Source organism: Parahoeflea halophila, from assembly GCF_900220985.1.
GTDB classification, from domain to species: Bacteria; Pseudomonadota; Alphaproteobacteria; order Rhizobiales; family Rhizobiaceae; genus Hoeflea; species Hoeflea halophila.
This window is the reverse complement of record NZ_OCPC01000003.1, coordinates 16,000-33,454: the sequence shown is the minus strand read 5'-3', so window position 1 is coordinate 33,454 and position 17,455 is coordinate 16,000. Positions and strand designations below refer to the sequence as shown.

17 protein-coding genes are annotated in these 17,455 nt (G+C 61.5%); 13 read left to right on the top strand and 4 right to left on the bottom strand.

The window, feature by feature from the left end; translation table 11 throughout:
• Window positions 1-91 precede the first annotated feature (91 nt).
• Window positions 92-1,220, top strand: a protein-coding gene (prfB, locus tag CRO46_RS10685) for a peptide chain release factor 2 (RefSeq protein ID WP_097107777.1) whose coding sequence is annotated in 2 segments (ribosomal slippage) — window positions 92-160 and window positions 162-1,220 — 1,128 coding nt in all. Because the reading frame shifts where the segments join, the coding sequence is not laid out codon by codon here.
• Between the two features lie 40 nt (window positions 1,221-1,260).
• Here prfB and CRO46_RS10680 read toward each other — a convergent pair.
• The 3 genes from CRO46_RS10680 to CRO46_RS10670 form a co-directional block, all read right to left on the bottom strand.
• Window positions 1,261-1,755: a hypothetical protein gene (locus tag CRO46_RS10680; protein ID WP_097107776.1), complete on the bottom strand. Its 495-nt coding sequence runs from the start codon at window positions 1,753-1,755 to the stop codon at window positions 1,261-1,263.
• A gap of 23 nt (window positions 1,756-1,778) precedes the next feature.
• On the bottom strand, window positions 1,779-2,543 hold the full coding sequence (locus CRO46_RS10675) for an NAD kinase (protein ID WP_097107775.1): 765 nt from the start codon (window positions 2,541-2,543) through the stop codon (window positions 1,779-1,781).
• A gap of 93 nt (window positions 2,544-2,636) precedes the next feature.
• Entirely contained in the window at window positions 2,637-2,840 is a 204-nt protein-coding gene (locus CRO46_RS10670; RefSeq protein ID WP_143439007.1) for a hypothetical protein, read from the bottom strand.
• 244 nt (window positions 2,841-3,084) lie between these two features.
• Here CRO46_RS10670 and CRO46_RS10660 point away from each other — a divergent pair, with 244 nt between their 5' ends.
• On the top strand, window positions 3,085-3,411 hold the full coding sequence (locus CRO46_RS10660; RefSeq protein WP_097107772.1) for a hypothetical protein: 327 nt from the start codon (window positions 3,085-3,087) through the stop codon (window positions 3,409-3,411).
• A gap of 202 nt (window positions 3,412-3,613) precedes the next feature.
• Here CRO46_RS10660 and CRO46_RS10655 read toward each other — a convergent pair whose 3' ends face one another.
• Window positions 3,614-4,357: an SDR family NAD(P)-dependent oxidoreductase gene (locus tag CRO46_RS10655; protein WP_097107771.1), complete on the bottom strand. Its 744-nt coding sequence runs from the start codon at window positions 4,355-4,357 to the stop codon at window positions 3,614-3,616.
• A gap of 325 nt (window positions 4,358-4,682) precedes the next feature.
• Here CRO46_RS10655 and CRO46_RS10650 point away from each other — a divergent pair, with 325 nt between their 5' ends.
• From CRO46_RS10650 to CRO46_RS10600, 11 genes are all read left to right on the top strand, one after another.
• Window positions 4,683-5,945 carry an ABC transporter substrate-binding protein gene (locus CRO46_RS10650; RefSeq protein ID WP_097107770.1) on the top strand — a complete coding sequence of 421 codons (1,263 nt, stop codon included), beginning with the start codon at window positions 4,683-4,685 and terminating at the stop codon, window positions 5,943-5,945.
• A 104-nt stretch (window positions 5,946-6,049) separates the two neighbouring features.
• A complete protein-coding gene (locus tag CRO46_RS10645) occupies window positions 6,050-7,093 on the top strand; it encodes an iron-containing alcohol dehydrogenase (protein ID WP_097107769.1) in 1,044 nt (347 codons plus the stop codon).
• A 114-nt stretch (window positions 7,094-7,207) separates the two neighbouring features.
• Window positions 7,208-7,876, top strand: coding sequence for a helix-turn-helix transcriptional regulator (locus tag CRO46_RS10640; protein WP_143439005.1), 669 nt, complete (start codon window positions 7,208-7,210; stop codon window positions 7,874-7,876).
• 2 nt (window positions 7,877-7,878) lie between these two features.
• Entirely contained in the window at window positions 7,879-8,046 is a 168-nt protein-coding gene (locus tag CRO46_RS10635) for a helix-turn-helix domain-containing protein (protein WP_097107767.1), read from the top strand.
• A gap of 131 nt (window positions 8,047-8,177) precedes the next feature.
• Window positions 8,178-9,191, top strand: coding sequence for a branched-chain amino acid ABC transporter permease (locus CRO46_RS10630; protein ID WP_097107766.1), 1,014 nt, complete (start codon window positions 8,178-8,180; stop codon window positions 9,189-9,191).
• A gap of 9 nt (window positions 9,192-9,200) precedes the next feature.
• Complete coding sequence (locus CRO46_RS10625; protein WP_210421520.1) at window positions 9,201-10,247, top strand: branched-chain amino acid ABC transporter permease; 1,047 nt, start codon at window positions 9,201-9,203, stop codon at window positions 10,245-10,247.
• A complete protein-coding gene (locus CRO46_RS10620; protein WP_097107764.1) occupies window positions 10,244-11,041 on the top strand; it encodes an ABC transporter ATP-binding protein in 798 nt (265 codons plus the stop codon). The genes CRO46_RS10625 and CRO46_RS10620 overlap by 4 nt, the downstream gene beginning before the upstream one ends.
• Complete coding sequence (locus tag CRO46_RS10615) at window positions 11,034-13,238, top strand: ABC transporter permease (RefSeq protein WP_097107763.1); 2,205 nt, start codon at window positions 11,034-11,036, stop codon at window positions 13,236-13,238. Before CRO46_RS10620 ends, CRO46_RS10615 begins: the two co-directional genes overlap by 8 nt.
• Window positions 13,235-14,062 (top strand): phosphoenolpyruvate hydrolase family protein, encoded by an 828-nt coding sequence (locus CRO46_RS10610; protein ID WP_097107762.1) that lies wholly within the window; start codon window positions 13,235-13,237, stop codon window positions 14,060-14,062. Before CRO46_RS10615 ends, CRO46_RS10610 begins: the two co-directional genes overlap by 4 nt.
• A gap of 27 nt (window positions 14,063-14,089) precedes the next feature.
• Window positions 14,090-17,017: a flotillin family protein gene (locus CRO46_RS10605; protein ID WP_097107761.1), complete on the top strand. Its 2,928-nt coding sequence runs from the start codon at window positions 14,090-14,092 to the stop codon at window positions 17,015-17,017.
• On the top strand, window positions 17,018-17,455 hold the full coding sequence (locus CRO46_RS10600; RefSeq protein ID WP_097107760.1) for an SRPBCC family protein: 438 nt from the start codon (window positions 17,018-17,020) through the stop codon (window positions 17,453-17,455).

The window sequence follows — 17,455 nt, the reverse complement described above, 5'->3', positions numbered from 1 at the left end:
CCTTGACGCCTTTACAACACGCGGAGCGGAACTTATGGTCCGCCCGCTTCGGCAGGAAACTTGCCTGACAACATAACGGAAACAGAGATTCATGCGCGCAGAAACCCAGGTCGTTGTCGACGAAATCAAGCAGGCCATAAGCCTGCTGAGGAGGCATCTTTGACTGGGAACCTGCTCAAAAGCGTCTCGAATGGCTGAACGCCAAGGCTGAAGACCCGTCAATCTGGGATGACGCGCAGGAAGCTCAGAAGCTGATGCGCGAACGCCAGCAACTCGATGATTCCATCACTGGGCTGAAACGTCTCGAAAGCCAGCTGTCGGACAACCTCGAACTCATCGAAATGGGCGAGGAAGAAGGCGATAGCGGCATTGTCAGCGAGGCGGAAGCTGCGCTCAAGGAGCTTCGCACCGAAGTTACCCGGCAGCAGATCGAATCGCTGCTTTCGGGTGAAGCCGACAGCAATGACACCTATCTCGAAGTTCATTCCGGCGCCGGTGGAACCGAGAGCCAGGATTGGGCCAACATGCTGTTGCGCATGTACACCCGCTGGGCCGAGCAGCACGGGATGAAGGTCGAGCTTCTCGAGATTCATGACGGTGAAGAGGCCGGCATCAAGTCGGCCACGCTTCTGGTCAAGGGTCACAATGCCTATGGTTGGCTGAAGACGGAATCGGGCGTTCACCGCCTGGTCCGGATTTCGCCCTATGACAGCCAGGCGCGGCGTCACACATCCTTCTCGAGCATCTGGACCTATCCGGTGATCGACGATTCGATTGATGTCGACATCAACGAGAGCGATTGCCGCATCGACACCTACCGTGCCTCGGGCGCCGGTGGCCAGCACGTCAACACAACCGATTCGGCCGTTCGCATCACCCACAATCCAACCGGGATCGTGGTGCAGTGCCAGCAGGAACGCTCGCAGCACAAGAACCGCGCCAAGGCATGGGACATGCTTCGCGCGCGACTCTACGAGGCTGAGTTGCAGAAGCGCGAAGAAGCGGCCAACGCCGAGGCGGCGTCAAAGACCGACATCGGTTGGGGTCACCAGATCCGCTCCTACGTGCTGCAGCCCTACCAGCTGGTCAAGGACCTGCGCACCGGAACAGAAAGCACCAACCCGCAAGGGGTGCTCGATGGTGATCTCGACGAGTTTATGGAAGCTGCACTTGCGCAGCGCGTCTATGGCGGCGGCGATGAGGTCGCAGACATTGATTGATGACTGCGACCTGATCGGTCAAGCCTGACCGGCAGCTCTGTCAGTTGCTCGAGCGCTCCACCAGCATCTCGCCGAATTCGTCGATGTAGAGCACCCAGGTTTCCGGTTCCACCACCGAGGGATCGGTCTTGAGATAGATATAGGCGCCGAAGCCTTGCTGGCTTGCCGAGCCGGTCGAATCTTCGGGTCTGATGTCGGTGATGTAGCCGCCCAGATTGTTGATCTCATCGATCCCGATGGTGCTGGCCAGTGCCGGACCATCCGGGCCCAGGGCGATTTCCTGCAATTCAAGCAGCGAGCGGTTGTCTTCGCCACGGATGGCGACAAGCCGGTAATAACCCCGCTGGGGGGAGGCTCCCGCGTCCGAGCCTTCCACTGTTTTCTCCCAAAATCCGCCGCTGGTCGCAAACAGGATGCGCGGCGACAAGCTGTCGGCGAGTTCCGACGCCTGCTGGGCAAAGGCCGGAGCCGGCGCCAAGATCCAGGCAGCAAGACAAGCCAGCATCGCCATCATCTTCAATGTCGTACGCAGCATCAACTCAACCTCCCGTTCGTGAGTCAGTAGAGAAATTGTTCGGCCAATATGCGGTCGTTCCATGAATGGCTGGAATCGGTGAGGATCCGGGTCGTCGATTCCTCCGATTCCGCGACCTGGACCTGGGTTACGGATTTGACCTCGATATGGTCGGCCACCGCGTTGACCGGCCGCTTGTCGCTTTCCAGCACGTCAATGGTCACCTTGACCTTGTTGGGCAGCAGCGCGCCCCGCCAGCGCCGCGGCCGGAACGGGCTGACCGGCGTCAAGGCCAGCAACTGTGCATCAAGCGGCAGGATCGGGCCATGGGCTGACAGGTTGTAAGCGGTCGACCCCGCCGGCGTCGCCACCATCAACCCGTCACAGATAAGCTCTTCCATGCGTTCAAGCCCGTCAACCGACAATTTCAGCTTTGCCGCCTGGTAGCTCTGCCTGAGCAGCGAGACTTCGTTGATGGCCAAGGCTTTGTGGGTAGCGCCGTGCGCATCCCTGGCGATCATCTCGAGCGGGCGGATGATGTTTTCAACCGCGGCCTGGATCCGGCCCGGAAGGTCTTCATCCGAATAGTCGTTCATCAGGAAGCCGATCGATCCGCGGTTCATGCCGTAGACAGCCCGGCCGCTGTTCATCTGCTCATGCAATGTCTGCAGCATGAAGCCGTCACCGCCCAGCGCCACGATGACGTCAGCGTCCTGCTGCCGGGTATTGCCGTAAAGCGCAGCGAGGTGCTGAGCGGCTGCCTGAGCGTCAGGGGCCAGCGAGGCGATGAAACTGAATTTCCAAACCATGTGATGAGCTTACTCCACTCCTTGCCAGACAATGGCGATTGCCAGGACAGGATGCAAGGGCAGGCGCGCCACACCGACCCGGATTGCGTGCCGTCACACCTCCGCGGGACTGCAGGATCCCAGCAGCACGGGAATGCCCCCCGCAGACCAGCCCAGGCCCGAAGCCGTGACCAGGCCCGCCAGACTGAACCCGGACCCTGCAATCGGGCCGGGGAGAGAAACTGCCAGCAGACCGGTGTCGAGACGGTTCTCCAGAAATGCGCCCACGAAATCGGAAGCGCCTTGCACTTCGGACAAGTCCACCCATACACCGGCCGGCAGCAATGCTCATTGCTGCAGATCAATTGGACGATAGGGTCAACATCGCTTGTCTCGGGCGCTGTACCTGTGCAGAGGCTGATCAGGTAGATTCTCTGCAAACCCCTGAAATGGTGGGGTTTAAATCCGCGCACTTGGCGTTCATAGTCGTCGCAAGAGCAAACTCGGAGGGGCATCAAGCATTTCGCTTGCGGCTGCGCCGCCGCCGCAAAGGGAAAACGAAATGAGAAGAATTTTGGTTTTGGGATCCGCGGTCATGCTGGTTCTGTCGACGCAGATGTCATTCTCAAAAACGATCTCTTTCAAAGGCGTGTGCTCGATCACGGCTGGGACCATCAGTGGCAAGAAGTATGCGACGTTGAAGTGTTACAAAGCGGATGAACCCGGGCACTACAACATCCGGGCTACCAAATGGGAGTGGAAGGACAAAGAGGAATACCACGACATGGCTCGGCATGCCGGGCGGACGTTTACCTGTACATTTACACGAAACGGCTTTGTCTATCTGCCCCAGAAACACAAGAATGTGGATATGACCGATTGCCGATAATCCTCGTTCAGCCGGTCCTGTCGAATTGAAGCACTCTGCCGCTTCATCCCTCGTGGCCGAAACGCGCGGCTGAGCCCCAGCATGCATTGGCCCGGGCCAGCCTGCACCCCAGAAATATCACCACCGCCGCAGTGCCACACGCGGAGCCCAAAAGCTTTGCCGGCCATTCGGGCACGCAGTCGAATTTAACTGAATGCAGGGTTCAGTAGGTTGCCCGGCCCCCGGAAAGGTCAAAAACACCGGCCGTAGTGAAACTGTTTTCGCGTGAGCACAGCCAGGCGATCATCTCCGCCGCCTCATCCAGCTCAAGAAAGCGGCCGCGCGGGATCTTCGAAAGCATGTAGTCGATATGTGTCTGGGCCATCTGATCGAAGATGCGTGTCCGCGCTGCCGCCGGCGTAACGCAATTGACCGCGATGTCGAGGCCGGCGAGTTCCTTGCCAAGTGACTTGGTAAAGCCAATCACGCCAGCCTTGGAGGCGGAATAGGCGGACGCATTGGGGTTGCCTTCCTTGCCGGCAACGGAGGCGATGTTGACGATCCGGCCGAAAGCCTGAGTGCGCATGTGTGCCACCACGGCTCGATTGACGTGAAACGTCCCGTTCAGGTTGACCGCTACGATTTTGGCGAACTCGTCCACCGGGTACTCATTGACCGGAGCATTGGACCCTGCGATGCCGGCGGAATTGACGAGGATATCGATCCGGCCGAGCGCGTCGAGTGTTTTCGCGCAGGCGCTTTCGACATCGTCCCATCTGGAAATGTCGACCTTCAAGGCAACGGCGTTTCCGAGGATTTTGGCAGTGTTTTCAGCCAGCTCCTGGTCAAGGTCCCACACTGCGATCCTGGCCCCTGCCTTGTGCAACCGCCGCGCGACAGCTTCACCGATGCCCTGGGCGCCGCCGGTAACGATTGCGGTCATTCCCTGGAATTGCTGGTCGTTCATGCCTTCTCTCCCAAATCATTGCTCCGGAGGCGGGTTTCATAACACACGCCCTTTGTTGTCCTACCGGCTTCGCGGCCCGCAGGTTTGCGGCGCCCGCGCCGGTGAGGTGCTCTCGGTCTGTCCTGCGGGCTCGCATCGTGCTTTGCTTCAATGCCAATCGCTATCCATTGGCTGAAAAAAAGAGACGCTGGGGTATGACGACCAACATGAGGTCATCGTGCTGAGGGCTCACGCTGATAACCTTCTGGTAGTTGCCGTAAGATCATGCAGGCAGCGGGGCGGTGACATTGGGAATGGTTTCCGCGCTTGCTCAGGGAGGAATACCATGAAGAAGGCACTATTTGCGTCAGTTGCGGCAGTTTTCCTGTTTCCGGCGGGGGCCATGGCTGACGATCACACGGTCAAGATCGGCGTCCTTGTTGCGCTCGAAGGCGTGTTTGCTGCCGGCGGCGCCGATGGCGTGCGCAATGTCGAACTCGCCATTCAGCAGGCTGGCGGCAAGGCCGGCGGCAAGGAAATCGAGATCGTTGTCGCGCCAAGCGACACGACGCCCGACACCGCCGTCCGCCAGGCGCGCAAGCTCATAGAGCAGGACGGTGTGGACATCATCATCGGTCCGCTTTCCGGTTCCGAAGGCATCGCCATGCGCGACTACGCCAAGACCGTGCCTGACAAGACCATCATCAACGGCATCTCGGGCGCGCTGGAAACCACCTGGGTGGATCCGGCGGAGAATTTCTTCCGCTTCAACCTCGACGGCTCGCAGTGGGGCGCCGGTCTCGGCACTTACGTTGTCAAGGAAAAGGGCTGGAACAAGGTTGCAACCGTGGCCGCAGACTACTCGTTCGGTTATACCAACTTCCTCGGGTTCGCAGTCGATTTCTGCCGCGCCGGTGGCGAGATTGTCGAGCGCTTCTGGGTGCCGCTCGGTTCGTCCGATTTCGGCGGCGTGATCGCCGCCATGCCGGATGATATCGATGCCATCTATCTCGGCGTCGGCGGAACCGATGCGATCAACTTCCTCAACCAGTATGAGCAGGCGGGTGCTGAAACCAACCTGATCGGCGGAACCATCATGGCCGACCAGACCGTTCTCACTTCCAAGGGCCGCGCCAAGGACGCGCTTGTCGGCACGCCAACGTCGGGTGCGCTCGCCGAGGACAATCCTGATCCTGCCTGGACCGAGTATGTTGCCGCCTATCAGGAAGCCTTCCCGGAGGATGAACGGTTCCCGACACCGTCGCTGTTTGGTGTTGGCTATTATGTTGCCACGCTGGCCGCGATCGACGCGCTCAACGAAATCGATGGCGACCTGTCTGATGGCCAGGCCAAGTTCCGCGAGGCACTGGCCGATGATCCGCTTGATACCCCGCTGGGTCCGGTCTCGCTCAACGAGAACCGGCAGGCCACCGGAACAGTCTTCATCAACGAGGTGCAGGATGATGGCGCCGGCGGACTGAAGAACGTCATGGTCAGCAAGGTCGAGGACGTCAACCAGACGCTTGGCATGACGGCCGACGAGTTCCGTGCGATGGGGCTTCCCTCGCGTGACACGCCCGACTGCGCCGCCCTCGGCGGCAAGGGCTGAGCGCATTCACCTTCCGGGGGCGGCGCACGGAGATGCGCCGCCCCCCGGACACTCCCGCGTTCCGCGCCGCTCTGCGGTCGCGGTTTGTGTGAAAGTACGGGTTGATGTCGTTGATTTCCTTCGTCACACGAATCCATTTTGCCGACCGCGTTCTCGAGGACGCGCTGCCGGAGGAAATGGAAAAGCTCGGCATACGGCGCCCGCTGGTCGTCACGGACGAGGCTGGAGAGCGTGACGACTGTCTCGACCGTCTGTTGGATTCCCTGCCTCCGCTTTGCGACCCGGTCCACCTGAACGGATTCAGTGCGAAGGTGATGACCGGGCAGGTAAGGGCGGTGTCGCAGGCCTGTTCTGAAAACCGGTGCGATGGGGTCATCGGCTTCGGGGGCGCTGTGGCGCTGGATATTTCGCGATTGATTGATGCACGCTCGCAGCTGATTACCATACCGACCACCACCGAAAGCGTCGGTCTCGGTCCGATCGGGGCGGCATTTGCCGGCAGGGAAATCTGCAATCCGCGCAGTCCTTCGGTCGTGCTTTGCGATGCGACGCTGACCATGGGTGCAAGCGCCTACTCGACAGCGATCGCGGGAATGGACACGCTGACCCATTGCCTCGAGGCCTATCTCGGCACCGCGTTCAATCCGCCGGCCGACGGCATTGCGCTCGAGGGTCTGCGCCGGGCGATGCGGCATCTGTCGCGCGCGGTTGAAAATGGTGATGACCTTGAAGCCAGGCGGGAGATGCTTGCAGCAGCCCTGAACGCCGGTCTGGCAGCGCGGAAGGGGCTGGGCGGGATCGATGCCGCGGCAAAGGCGGTGGAAGCCCAGGCCGGTCTTTGGGGGCGGCATGGTGCACTCAATGCAGCGCTCGTTCCTCATGTGCTGGCCTTCAATACGCCGGCTGTCACGGTACGGCTGCCGGTGATCCGTGAGGCGCTTGGGGTGCCACCCGATGGCGATGCCGCTTTCGTGATCGCCGAGCTTGGCGTGCGTCTGGGATTGCCTGACCGGATCGGTTCACTTGGGCTCGGCCGGGCGGATCTGCGAAAGGCGGCGGAGGCGGCGGCTGCCGATCCGGCCAATCAGACAAACCCGCGGCTCGCCACGGCCGACGACTATTTTCGTCTGTTGCAGGAGGCGTGCTAGTGAGTTTTGCAGATTAGCAAAGCATAAAACCACGAAACGCCAAATGTTTACGCTTTGATGTTTCTGCGCTATCGTTTGCAGCCAATGCATCGCAAGAATGCATGAGGGAGGAATATGAGCACAGCACTGGCCGTGTTTCATGGTGCTTTCGGGAGAGTTTGCCTCTATTTGATGGATCGGGGCATGGTGCCGCACGGGCACAGGGAAGGACACCTTATATTTCATCTGCAGGGGCCGCCGGCTGAAATGATCGTCAACGACCGGGCGTTTCCTATGGCGCCTGGTCAGGCCGTAGCTGTCAGCCCCTGGCAGGGGCATTATTTCAGACCGCTTCAGGATGATACCCCAACGCTGGGGCTCGTACTCTATATTCGGCCGGCCTGGTTTCTGGAGGCGTCGCGGCGTGCAACAGCCTCGCTGAGTTTCGGCCGTGTCGGTATAGAGGTCACCGACCAGATGGCGCGCCTGGTTCTCGGCACCACCCAGTCGATGATGGATGTGGACAAGGAAGATCCACTGCTCGAAGATCGCATCTGCTCGCTGACCCAGCTGGCCTTCGACCAGTCCTGGCAATGGACGCACCGCGGCGAGAGTTTCACGGGACCGATGTTCGTCAAGCGCGACTACAGGATCCGCAATGCCTTGCGCGTCCTGCAAAAGCGGGTCGGCGAAGCGCTCGCCCTTGATGCCGTCGCACGGGAGGTCGGCCTGTCGCGGCCGCATTTCTACAAGCTTTTCCGCGAGCAGATCGGGCTTACGCCCAATCCATCCTCAATGCACTGAGGATGGAGCGCGCGATTGACCGCCTGGCACTGAGCCAGGAGGCGGTCTCAGACATCGGCTTCGATCTGGGCTTTTCAAGCCAGGCAAGTTTCTCGCGCTTCTTCATCGCCAACGGCGTGGTACCACCATCTGCCTATCGTCGCAGCATCCACGTTTCCTTGCCGCAATAATGGTTTTCCCGACGCCGGGGCCAACGAAAAGACTCTCGGGTATAAGGGTAAGGTCCGGGCCGGGCTAGTGTTTTGTCTACGGCTCGTAGAGGACGCGCCGTTTTGACAGGCTGATGGGACAGGCTGACGGGATGGGAAATTTCTACAGACGCAGACCGATCTGGTCGTTGATCATCGCGGTCGCGGTGGCCATCGTGCTGTGGATGGTTTTCGCGCCATGGCCCGAAGGTCTCGTCGATACGCTCGGGCGCAAGAAGATCTTTCTCAATGCGGTGTTTGGCGGCATCACGCTTGGCGCGCTGTATTTCCTCGTGGCGTCCGGCTTCACGCTGATTTTCGGCCTGATGCGAAACGTCAATCTGGCGCATGGCTCGCTTTATCTTCTTGGAGGATATATCGGCTACGAAGTCTCGGACGCGACCGGATCCTGGCTGCTGGCCTTTCCGGTGGTCTTCATTCTCGTTGCCGGGCTCGGTCTGGTTCTGCAAAACCAGGTGTTTCGCAGGATGGAAGGCGAGGAGTTGCGGCAGACGATGGTGACGATCGGCCTGTCGGTTGTCATCGCGGACATCATGCTGTGGATATGGGGTGGCCAGTCCTACACGATCTTGTCGCCGGAATGGCTGAGTGGTCCGGCTGAACTTCCGATCATTTCCACGATCAAATCAAACGGTGAGGCTGTCTATCTGCGTTATCCGGCGGTCCGGATCGCCATCCTTGTCGCTGCCATCGTCATCGGGCTCGCGATGTGGCTGGTGCTGAACAAGTCCAGGCTCGGCATGCTGATCCGTGCCGGTGTCGACGACCGCGAGATGCTTGCCGCGTCCGGTGTTCGGATTCAATACGTCTTCCTCGCCGTCTTCGCATTCGGAGCCGGGTTGGCCGGTATGGCCGGGATTGTCGGCGGGACGTTTCAGTCGCTTTCGCCGGGCGAGGACACGCGGTTTCTTTTGGCCAGCCTCGTGGTGGTTATCGTCGGCGGCATGGGCTCGATTCCCGGAGCTGCCATTGGCGCGGCCGTCATCGGGCTGTCGGAGCAGATCGGTCTGGTCTACGCGCCGACCTATTCGGTCGTCTTCACCTTTCTGATCATGGCGGCAGTGCTGGCGTTCCGGCCTCAGGGCCTTCTGGGAACGGTGCGATGAGGGGATATGATGGCGCTCGTTGAACGCTCAACACCCTATTACGTTCCGTGGGTCGAGCGGATCCCGCCCCAGTGGTGGGCGGTTGCCTTGCTGCTGCTGATCATGCCCGCGATCGCCAACGACTTTATTCTGTTTCAGGTCTTCGGCTGGACATTCCTGCTCGGCATGATCGCCCTCAGCCTGATGTTCCTGGCCGGCTATGGCGGGATGGTCAGCCTGATCCAGATGTCGGTTGCCGCACTCGGGGGCTACATGGTCGCCATCTTCGGCACCTCCGGTGTCGAGTCGATCAGCATGGGGCTTCCGTGGTGGCTCTACATCCCGGTTGCGGTGGTCATTGCTGCCATATTCGGAACCATCGTCGGGGCGCTCGCGGTAAGGACCGAGGGTATCTACACGATCATGATCACGCTCGCGATCGCCTCGGCCTTCTTCTACTTCACGCGTCAGAATTACGGGATCTTCAACGGCTATTCCGGCTTCAACCTTGTGGTGCCGCCGCAACTGTTCGGCGTCGACTGGCGCCAGGCGGTGCCGTTCTACTACCTGTCGCTCGGGTGCGCGACACTGTCCTATCTCGCGGTGGTCTATGTCTCCCGCTCGCCTTTCGGGCTGGCGCTTCAGGGCGTGCGCGACAATCCGCGCCGTATGGCGGCACTGGGTTTCAATGTGACTGCGCATCGCATCGCCGCCTACACCTTCGCCTCGGTGATCGCGGCTTTCGGCGGTATCCTGCTGGTCTGGCAGAATGCGCAGATTTCCCCCGGCACCGCGGGCATTCCGGCCGTCATCGACATTTTGGTGATTGCCGTTGTCGGCGGGGTGCGACGCCCCATCGGACCGTTTATCGGCGCGCTCATCTATACGGTTCTGCGCACCTTTTCTCCGGACATCCTGACCGGATTCGGAATGTCGGGAGAGCGCTTCAAGCTGTTGATAGGTCTTGGTTTTCTTGCTGTCGTGTTCTTCTCACCCGATGGCGTCCTGGGCCTTTGGGTGCGCTGGCGCAACCGCAAGACCCGCAACCGTGATCCGTTGACGGGGGCTGTGAAATGACGCTGACCGTGACCCGCAACGCCACCGAGGGCCTGGGTTCGGTAAGTTCCGGCAACGCACTGGAACTGCGCGGCGTGACGAAGATGTTCGGCGCACTCGCCGCGATCGAGGACATCACCCTGTCCGTACGTCCGGGCGAACGCCGGGCGGTGCTGGGATCGAATGGTGCAGGAAAGACAACTCTATTCAACTGCGTGACGGGTGACTTCCTGCCGACATCCGGCACGATCCGGCTGTTTGGCGAGGATGTCACCACGTTTCCGGCCTATGAGCGGATCCGCCGGGGATTGCGCAGGACCTATCAGATCAGCCTCCTGTTTGGCGGGCTGACCGTGACCGACAATGTCTATCTCGCCTGCCGTGGCGTTTCGCGAGGCCGGTTCTCCCTGATCAGACCGAGAAAGGGCGATCCGCTCTTGACCAGAACCGCCGAACTGATCGAGGCGGTCAACATGACGGCTGCCACCGATACGCCGGTCTCCGAACTGAGCTACGGTCAGCAACGGCAGCTCGAGATCGCGCTCGCCCTTGCCGGCGCACCGCGTTTCATCCTGTTTGACGAACCAGCCGCAGGTCTCTCACCGACCGAGCGCTCGGAACTTATCTCGATCCTGACCGGGCTTCCGTCGCATATCGGCTTCATCATCATCGAGCACGACATGGACGTGGCACTTCGTGTCGCCGAAAGCGTGACGATGATGCACAACGGCAAAATCTTCAAGGAAGGCACGCCGGAGGAGATCGAGAACGATCCGGAAGTTCAGGAACTCTATCTGGGAGACGGTCATGGTTGAACGTTCCCGCGTTCCCGCCCTGGAAATCAAGGATCTGAATGTCTTCTATGGCGCCTCCCACGCGCTGCAGGGGGGCGATCTGAAGCTCGAAGGCGGCGTCCTGTCGGTGGTCGGCCGCAACGGCATGGGCAAGACGACGCTTTGCAAGGCGATCATGGGCATGGTGCCGGTTGCCTCCGGAACGATCAATTTTTCGGGTCAGTCTCTGGTCGGCAAGACGCCGGCCGAGATTGCGCGAATTGGCATTGGATACGTGCCCCAGGGCCGCCGGTTGTGGCGCTCGCTGTCGGTCGACGAACATCTCAAGATGGTTGCCACCAAGAGCGGGGCCTGGACTGTCGAACGCATCTATTCGACGTTCCCGCGCCTGGCCGAGCGGAAGAACAATGGCGGCGGGCAGCTTTCCGGCGGCGAGCAGCAAATGCTGGCGATTTCGCGGGCGCTGCTGTCCAATCCCCGGCTTCTGGTGATGGACGAACCCACCGAAGGCCTCGCCCCGGTGATCGTCGCCCAGGTTGAAGACATGCTGCTTCGTCTGGCCGATGAAGGCGATATGGAAGTGCTGGTGATCGAGCAGAACATCGGCGTTGCCTGCGGCATTTCCGACAATGTGGCCATCATGGTCAACGGACGGATCAACCGGATCGCTCCGGCGGCAGAGCTTGCCGGTGACCGTGATTTGCAGCAACGCCTGCTCGGAGTGGGCCGTCACAGCCACGACGACACGCCGGCCCAACCCGCAATTGCTGCGGCGGGGACGTCCAAGGAAGAGGCCGCCAAGGCCGATGCGCGGACTTCCGGCACGGTCAAGATCTATCAATCCAACCCGACGGCGCCGACGCGTTGGTCGCAGCCGGTGCCGGTTGCCCAGCTTGAGCGCTCGGGGCGCGTAATCACCGCCGGTCCGACCAATCGCGCAAGTGCGGAGCAGGCGGAAATTCGTCAATTGGCAAGTCCGGGTGACAGCGTTGTGCTGGTCGCCGGAACACTCGACACCAAGGGCGACGAGTTGAGATTCATCCGCGACCAGGTCCGCGCGGCCGGACTTCCGGTACGAATGGTGGATCTTTCGACATCCGGCGAGCACTCGGGCGCGGAAATCCCGGCCAATCAGATCGCCGCGTTCCATCCGCGCGGCTCGGCCGGTGTGTTCACTGGCGACCGTGGTCAATCGGTGGCCGGGATGACGCTTGCATTCGAGCGCTGGATCGCCCGCCAGCAGGGGATTGGCGGCATCATATCGGCGGGCGGTTCAGGCGGCACCGCAATTGTCGCCCCGGCGATGCGGACGCTCCCGGTCGGTGTGCCGAAACTGATCGTCTCCACCGTGGCTTCGGGTGAGGTCAGCAAATATGTCGGCCCCTCGGACATCACGATGATGCACTCGGTGGCCGATGTTCAGGGGCTTAACACCATCACCCGGGAGGTGTTGTCGAACGCCGCCCAGGCGATGGCGGGTATGGTCAAGGCACGGCGTGGTGCAAAAGAGGCTGTGCAGGGCAAACCTGCGGTGGGACTGACCATGTTTGGCGTCACCACTCCCTGCGTGCGCCAGATCGTCGATCTGCTTGATGACACGCATGATTGCCTCGTCTTCCACGCGACGGGGATCGGCGGGCGCTCGATGGAAAAGCTTGTCGAGTCCGGAAAGACGTCCGGTGTCATCGACATCACCACGACCGAAGTCTGCGACCTGATGATGGACGGCGTATTCCCCGCGACCGAAGATCGTTTCGGCGCGGTCATCCGGACGCGTATCCCCTTTATCGGCTCGGTCGGCGCGCTGGACATGGTCAATTTCGCAGCACCCGAGACGGTTCCGGAGAAATACAAGGACCGCACCTTCTACGTCCACAACCCGCAAGTGACCCTGATGCGCACCACAGTCGAAGAGTGCGCAGCAATGGGCCGCTGGATTGGCGAGCGGCTGAACCAGATGGAAGGGCAGGTGCGGTTTTTCCTGCCCGAGGGCGGCGTCTCGGCGCTCGACGCACCCGGTCAGGCCTTCCACGATCCGGAAGCGCGCGCGGCAGTTTACGAGGCGCTTCAATCCACCGTGCGGCAGACTTCCAACAGGCAACTGATCCGTCTGCCCCATCACATCAACGACCCCGCGTTTGCCGCAGCCGTTGTGGCCGCGTTTCGAGCGCTGCATGGCGGCGGCAGGCCGGTACGCAAAAGAGAGGCCCGGAGATGATAGCCAGAGAGACCCTTCTCGAGAAATTCCGCAGCATGATCGCAGCCGGCGAGCCAATCGTGGGTGGCGGTGCGGGCACAGGCCTTTCGGCGAAGTGCGAGGAAGCCGGCGGCATCGATCTGATCGTGATCTACAATTCCGGCCGCTACCGGATGGCCGGCCGCGGAAGCCTTGCCGGGTTGATGCCCTATGGCGACGCCAATGCGATCGTCGTCGAGATGGCCGCAGAAGTGTTGCCGGTTATCAAGCACACACCGGTTCTGGCGGGGGTCTGCGCCACCGATCCGTTCCGGCTGATGGACGTGTTTCTCGACGACCTCAAGCGGGTCGGTTTTTCCGGCGTGCAGAACTTTCCGACCGTCGGCCTGATCGATGGCACCTTCCGGGCCAATCTGGAAGAGACCGGAATGTCCTACGGGCTGGAGGTCGACATGATCGCCAAGGCCCGGGCCCGGAACATGCTGACCACGCCCTATGTCTTCTGCGCCGAGGATGCCGAGGCCATGGCCAAAGCCGGTGCCGACATCATCGTCTGCCATCTGGGCCTGACCACTGGCGGTTCCATCGGAGCGGAGACCGCGCTGACGCTGGCTGATTGCCCCGCGCTTGTCGATACTTGGGCGGAAGCGGCGCTGAAGGTGAACAAGGATGCGATCATTCTGGTGCACGGCGGACCGGTCGCCTTGCCCGAGGACGCCGAATACGTCTTGAAGAACACCGAGATCTGCCACGGATTTTACGGCGCCTCCTCGATGGAGCGGTTGCCGACCGAAGTGGCTTTGACCGAACAGACCCGCGCATTCAAGCTCATCGCAGGCAAGTAACTGGCATAGCGCCAGGGGGAGGAAGAGATGACGGGACAGATCATCGGAGAACTGATCTTGTGGCTAATCCTGGCGGTGGTTGTGATTGCCGTCATCTACTGGGTGATGCAGTGGCTTTACCGGCGCTCGACCAAGGAAATCGCCTTCGTCAGAACCGGTTTCCTCGGCGAAAAGGTGGTGATCGACGGTGGTGCCTTCGTCTGGCCGATCATCCACGAGATCACCCCGGTCAACATGAACACGCTGCCGCTTGCCGTGGCCCGCAAGAACGAGACCGCGCTGATCACCAAGGACCGGATGCGGGTGGATGTCGAAGCGGAATTCTATGTCCGCGTCAATCCCTCCAGGGAGTCGGTCTCTATGGCGGCCTCGACGCTGGGCCGGCGCACGCTCGAGGCGGGCAATCTGCACGGTCTGCTGTCGGGCAAGTTCGAAAGCGCGATGCGCGCCATCGCCGCCGAAATGACCATGGGCGAAATGCACGAGAACCGCTCGACCTATGTGGCGCGGTTGCGTGAAGTCGCACAGGAGGACCTGACCAAGAACGGGCTCGAGCTGGAAAGTGTCGCCATCATCGATGTCGATCAGACGCCGCTCGAGTACTTCAATCCGTCCAACCGCTTCGATGCCGAAGGTCTGACCGATCTGATCAAGGATATCGAGGCACGGCGCAAGCTGCGCAACGACATCGAGCAGGACTCAATGATCCAGATCCGCACCCGCAATCTGGAAGCGGAGAAACAGGCGCTCGAAATCGAGCGGGCCAGCGAAGAGGCCCGGCTCGACCAGGAACGTGAAGTCGAGTTCCGCCGCGCCCAGCAGCGCGCGTTGCTGGCACGTGAACGTGCCGAGCGCGAAACCGAGGCGGAAGCCGCGCAGATCACCGCCCGCGAAATGGTCGAAAAGGCGAGGATCACCCACGAAAGCAGGGTTGCCGAAGCGCGTATCTCGTCCGAGCGCGAGATCCGCGCCCGCGAGATTGCACGAACGTCGGCCGATGAGGCCGAGGAAATTGCCGCACGCGAAGCCATCGAAACCGCACGGATCCGCCAGGAGCGTGCGGTTTCCGAAGCCCGCATCACCAACGAGCAGGACACCCGTGCGCGCGAAATCGAACGCCAGAAGGCGCTCGACGAGGCCGAGATTACCGCCCGTGAAATCACCGAGAAGGCGCGCATCGCCCAGGAACGGGCGGTGACCGAAGCCAGGATCGCCAAGGAGAAGGAAACCCAGGCGCTGGAAATCGAGCGGCAGCGCACGATCGAGCAGGCGGAAATCAAGGCGCATGAGGAAACCGAACGCGCCCGGATGGCCCAGAACCTGATCATCGCCCAGACCCGGATCAAGGGTGAGGAGGACATCCGCCGCCGTGAAATCGCGCGTCAGCAGGGGCTCGAGGAAGCCGAGATCGTCGCCCGCGAAACCGTCGAACGCATCCGCATCCTGCAGACTGCTGAAGTCAACGAGGCAAGGATCTCGGAGGATCAGCGGATCCGCGAACTGGAGATCTCGCGCCAGCAGGCCGTCGACGCGGCGGAAATCGCAGCCGGAGAGGCCATCGATGCCGCCCGGATCTCCCGCGAGAAGCAGGTCGCAGCCACCCGCATTGCCGCCGACGAGGAAACCCAGAGCCGCGAAATCACCCGCAACCGGATCATCGACGAGGCACGGGTTGCTGCCGAGGAGGCCGTCGAGCAGGCCCGCATCGCGCAGAGAAAAGCCATCGAGGCCGAGAAGATCGCGGCGGAACAGGAAGTCAGGGTCCGCGAGATTGCCAAGCAGGAAGAACTCGAGGCGGCCGACATCGCGCGGCGTGAAAAGGTCGAGAAGAAGCGTGTCGCAACCGAGCTGACGCTCGAAAAGGAACGCATCGCCAGCCAGAAGACACGCGAAGTCAGCGAGATCGACCGGAAGCGTTCCGTCGAGGAAGCCGAGCAGAAGAGCATCGTGGCTCTGTCGGATACCCGAAGCGAGCGCGTGGCTGCAGAAGCCTCGGTGCAACGCTCGGAAATCGCTGCAAAGCGCGAAGTCGAGGCAGCGGAAGTGGAACGCGAAAGGGCGCTGGAAGCAGCACGGCTGGAGCGTCGCCGCTCCATTGAGCAGCTCGAGATCGCCCGCGTGCAGGCACTGCGCGAAGCCGAGATCGAAAGCCGCGAGGATATCGAGCGCTCCCGTATCGCATCCGAGCGCGGCCTCGACGAGATCCGCATCAGCCACGAGACCGAGCGCCGCCGGCTGGAGGTCGAGCGCGAGCGTGAGGTGGAAACCGTACAGATCGAAAAGGCCATCGCGCTGTCGCAGAAGAGCCTCGAGGAAAGTGCAGCCCGCGCCAAGGCGGATGCCGCCAGGGCCCAGGCGGCCGAGGCCGAGGAAAAGGTCAAGACAGTGCGCGAGACCGAAGCTGCCAACCGGCGCAAGTCGATCGATGTGCTAATGGCGGAAAAGGCTGCTGCGGAAGCCCAGGCAATCGCCGAGGGCGAACGGGTTCGGCTGGCCGTGCAGGCGGAAGCACAGCGTCTCATCAACGAGGCCGAGAACGTGCTCACCGATCCGGCGCGGGCATCGCTGTTCCGCCGCAAGCTGCTCGAGCATGTCGAGGGCATCGTCTCGGCCAGCGTCAAGCCGCTCGAGAAGATCCAGGACATCCGGATCATGCAACTCGACGGCATTCATGGCGGTGGCGCGGGGCGGGGCGACGGCGGCAGCCCCACCGACGAGGTCATCAATTCGGCGCTGAGATACCGGGTTCAGGCACCTCTTATCGACAGCCTGCTCAACGATATCGGCATCGACGGCGCCAATCTGTCCAAGCAGGGTGGCCTGATCCGCGAGGCGAGTGACATGCAGCGCGTCGCCAATGAGGTGAAAAAAGGCACTACCGCGAAATCCGGCGGCGCCAAGGCCGATGAGGCGCCTCCCGGCGGTGCCAAGGCCGGCGAAAAGGAGAAGAAGTAGATGCCGCGGGTATACATTTCTTCGGTGATCGACGCGCCTGCCGCCAAGGTCTGGGAACGGGTGAGGGATTTCAACGGCCTTCCGCGCTGGCACCCGCGCATCCGCGACAGCAGGATCGAGAACGGAGAACCCTCCGATCGTGTCGGCTGTGTCCGCGACTTCCATTTGCAGAACGGTGACCGCATCCGGGAAAAGCTTCTGGGGCTGTCGGACTACGACCTGTTCTGCACCTACTCAATCCTGGAAAGCCCGATGCCGCTGACCGATTATGTCGCGACCTTGCGGTTGACCCCTGTCACGGACGGAGACCGGACCTTTGCCGAGTGGTCGGCCGAATTCGAGTGCTCGGTCGATGACGCCGAGGGTCTCGTCTCCGGGATTGGCGGAGATGTGTTCCAGGCCGGTTTCGATGCGCTCAAGCGGCAGATGATGGGCTGA